We start from the raw sequence: 3,745 nt of genomic DNA on the forward strand, positions 1-3,745 counted from the left end.
CACCACCGAACTTCTTCGCCTGGTGCACCGTGATCGCCGCCGTCAGCGTCGTCTTGCCGTGGTCGACGTGACCAATGGTGCCCACGTTCACGTGTGGCTTCTTGCGCTCGAATTTTGATTTGGACATGGCCTGTTCCCCTCGAGTCGAAATCGGTTACTGCTTCTTGGTGACGGCTTCCGCGATGCTCGCCGGCACTTCGCTGTATTTGGCGAATTCCATGCTGTAGGTCGCGCGGCCCTGGGTCGCCGAGCGCAGGTCGGTGGCATAGCCGAACATGGATGCCAAGGGCACCTCGGCGCGGATGATTTTTCCGGACGGTGCGTCGTCCATACCCTGGATCATGCCGCGGCGGCTGTTCAGGTCGCCCATGACGTCGCCCATGTTGTCTTCCGGCGTCACCACCTCGACCTTCATGACGGGCTCGAGCAGTACCGGCTTGGCCTTGGCAGCGCCCTCTTTGAGCGCCATGGAGCCGGCGATCTTGAATGCCATCTCGCTGGAGTCGACTTCGTGGTAAGAGCCGTCGTAGAGCGTGACCTTGACGTCCACCATCGGGAAGCCATAGGAGACACCGTTCGCCATCGCCTCCTGGATGCCCTTGTCCACCGCCGGGATGTAATCCTTGGGGATGACGCCCCCGACGATCTGGTTGACGAACTCGTAGCCCGCCCCCGGCTCCTGCGGCTCCAGGCGTATGTACACGTGCCCGTACTGGCCGCGACCACCGGACTGACGCGCGAACTTGGTCTCCTGCTGCACGTTGGCGCGGATGGTCTCGCGATAGCTGACCTGCGGGGCACCGACATTGGCCTCGACATTGAACTCGCGCTTCAGGCGGTCGACGATGATCTCCAGATGCAGCTCGCCCATGCCGGAGATGATGGTCTGCCCGGACTCCTCGTCGGAGCGCACCCGGAAGGACGGGTCTTCCTGCGCCAGCTTCGACAGCGCCACGCCCATCTTTTCCTGATCGCTCTTGGTCCTCGGCTCCACCGCCACGGAGATGACGGGCTCCGGGAACTCCATCCGCTCCAGGGTGATGGGCTTGGCCACGGCGCAGAGCGTGTCGCCGGTGGTCACGTCCTTCAGACCCACGGCCGCCGCGATGTCGCCGGCACGGACCTCTTTGATCTCTTTGCGGTCGTTGGAGTGCATCTGCAGGATGCGCCCGACCCGCTCTTTCTTGCTCTTGACCGGGTTGAGCACCGTGTCGCCGGAGCTCAGCACACCGGAGTACACCCGGAAGAAGGTCAGGGTGCCGACGTAGGGGTCGGTGGCGATCTTGAAGGCCAATGCGGCGAAGGGCGCATCGTCGGTGGACGGACGCTCCTCGACGGTTTCCGCGGCGTCGTCGAGCACACCCTGAATGGCCGGCACATCACGCGGCGCGGGCATGTAGTCGATGACCGCATCCAGCATGGCCTGCACGCCCTTGTTCTTGAACGCCGAGCCACAGAGCATGGGCACGATCTCATTGGCCAGGGTGCGCGCGCGCAGCCCCTTCTTGATCTCCGCGTCGGTCAGCTCCCCGTCTTCGAGATAGCGCTCCATCATCTCTTCGTCGGCCTCGGCGACGGCCTCGACCATGGTCTCGCGCCACTCGTTGCACAGGTCGACCATGTCTTCAGGGATGTCGCGCTCCTCGTAGGTCATGCCCTTGGAGGTGTCGTCCCAGTAGATGGCTTTCATCCGGACCAGGTCGACGATGCCGGCGAAGTCGTCCTCGGCGCCGATGGGCAGCTGGATCGGCACGGCATGGCCACCCAGGCGCTCCTTGACCTGCTGCACCACGCGCAGGAAGTTGGCGCCCATGCGATCCATCTTGTTCACGAACGCAAGCCGCGGCACGCCGTACTTGTCGGCCTGGCGCCAAACGGTCTCAGACTGCGGCTCCACGCCACCGACGGCACAGAACACCGCGCAGGCACCATCCAACACCCGCAGCGAGCGCTCCACCTCGATGGTGAAGTCGACGTGTCCGGGCGTGTCGATGATGTTGATCCGGTGCTCCGGATACTGCTTGTCCATGCCCTGCCAGAAGCAGGTGGTCGCCGCGGAGGTGATCGTGATGCCACGCTCCTGCTCCTGCTGCATCCAGTCCATGACGGCGGCGCCGTCGTGCACCTCGCCGATCTTGTGGGACAAGCCGGTGTAGAACAGGATGCGCTCTGTGGTCGTCGTCTTGCCGGCATCGATGTGGGCCATGATGCCGAGATTCCGGTACCGATCGATGGGTGTACTACGTGCCACGGCTCTGTCCGCCTGTCTGATGGTTGCGGTGCTGCCCTGCGCCGAATGGACCCAGGACTCGAATGCGCCTACCAGCGATAGTGTGAGAAGGCCTTGTTGGCCTCCGCCATCCGATGCGTGTCTTCCTTCTTCTTCACGGCCGTGCCCCGCGCGTCGCCGGCGTCCATGAGCTCGCCAGCCAGTCGCAACGCCATGGACTTCTCCGAGCGCTTACGGGAGGCGTCGATCAGCCAGCGCATCGCCAAGGTGTTACGGCGAGTCGGCCGCACCTCCACAGGCACCTGATAGGTGGCACCGCCGACGCGCCGGGACTTGACCTCCACGGCCGGCCGGACGTTCTCCATGGCTGCGCTCAGCGTCTCCAGCGGGTCGACACCCTTCTTCTCGGAGACACGCTCCAGCGCGCCATACATGATGCGCTCGGCGACAGCCTTCTTGCCGTCTTCCATCAGCATGTTGATAAACTTCGCAAGCAGCTCGCTGCCGTGCTTGGGATCCGGCAGGATCTGGCGCTTGGAGATGACGCGTCTTCTCGGCATCTTGGGTTTGGCTCCGACCAGTTCTTATGCGCTAGCGTGGATGGTGCGCGGCAGCCTGCCGCCCGAGCCATCAGCGCCCGCGACGCTTTGTGCTCAATTTGTCGTGAAGGGGCTCGAAAGGACGATCGGCGGCCGACGGACGCCCCGTACAGCGCGGCTCTACCCAGCGCCCCCAATTGTCGCCGCTGTTAGCTCTTCGGGCGCTTGGCGCCGTACTTGGAGCGGCCTTGACGACGCTTCTCGACGCCCGTGGTATCCAGCGTCCCGCGGACGGTGTGATAGCGCACGCCGGGAAGGTCCTTGACACGCCCCCCGCGGATCAGCACCACGGAGTGCTCCTGGAGGTTATGCCCCTCGCCGCCGATGTAGGACGCCACCTCATAGCCGTTGGTGAGCCGCACGCGCGCGACTTTGCGCAGCGCGGAGTTCGGCTTCTTCGGCGTGGTCGTATAGACCCGCGTGCAGACACCACGCTTTTGCGGGCAGGCCTCCAGTGCCGGCACACTGCTTTTCTCCGCCCGGCGCTTACGCGGCTTACGGACGAGCTGATTGATAGTCGCCATGAAACGCTCCATCCAAACCGGGTAACATCGCAACGCACGACGCCACCCGAGCCCGCAGCGCCGCAGCCTTGACTGGGCCATGCGGGTACGAACGAAAATCAGGAAGCAAAAAAGCGAGGTTGTGCGCCTGGCTGAGGCTCGAACCCCGGGAAAAAACGCGCCGGCGCATTGGCCGGCGAGCTAAGAAGAGAAGCGTAACAAGACCGCCTTTTGCTGTCAACCAGCAGGGCCTTTTTGTCCACGGCAAAACCGTTCTAGCCTCCCGCCGCGGCTGCGCGGCAGGCGCGGGGCTTGGTGTTGTCGGTCATGAGGAAATAGTCGAACACCCGGCGCACGCGTCGGGCGAGCTTGGCGGTGGTCGCGGCGACGGAATCATCGCTGTTGGCCTTGAT

The 3,745-nt window shown here is 64.1% G+C and carries 4 protein-coding genes; all 4 read right to left on the reverse strand.

Going from position 1 to position 3,745, the window contains the following annotated elements; genetic code table 11:
• The coding region (locus CKO31_RS25345) for a GTP-binding protein (RefSeq protein WP_242475687.1) at positions 1-127 on the reverse strand (127 nt) is incomplete at its 3' end.
• Positions 128-154: 27 nt separating this feature from the next.
• On the reverse strand, positions 155-2,251 hold the full coding sequence (fusA, locus tag CKO31_RS25350) for an elongation factor G (RefSeq protein WP_200243470.1): 2,097 nt from the start codon (positions 2,249-2,251) through the stop codon (positions 155-157).
• A 68-nt stretch (positions 2,252-2,319) separates the two neighbouring features.
• On the reverse strand, positions 2,320-2,790 hold the full coding sequence (rpsG, locus tag CKO31_RS25355; protein WP_200243477.1) for a 30S ribosomal protein S7: 471 nt from the start codon (positions 2,788-2,790) through the stop codon (positions 2,320-2,322).
• A 188-nt stretch (positions 2,791-2,978) separates the two neighbouring features.
• The gene (gene rpsL / locus CKO31_RS25360; protein ID WP_200243488.1) at positions 2,979-3,353 is read right to left on the reverse strand and encodes a 30S ribosomal protein S12; all 375 of its coding nucleotides are present in this window, start codon (positions 3,351-3,353) and stop codon (positions 2,979-2,981) included.
• Between the last annotated feature and the right edge of the window lie 392 nt (positions 3,354-3,745).

Origin of the sequence: Thiohalocapsa halophila, assembly GCF_016583825.1 — a bacterium.
Lineage (GTDB): Bacteria > Pseudomonadota > Gammaproteobacteria > Chromatiales > Chromatiaceae > Thiohalocapsa > Thiohalocapsa halophila.

Coding starts and splice junctions, on each gene's coding strand:
- rpsG (WP_200243477.1), bottom strand. CDS start 2,790: ATGCCGAGAAGACGCGTCATCTCCAAGCGCCAGATCCTGCCGGATCCC.
- rpsL (WP_200243488.1), bottom strand. CDS start 3,353: ATGGCGACTATCAATCAGCTCGTCCGTAAGCCGCGTAAGCGCCGGGCG.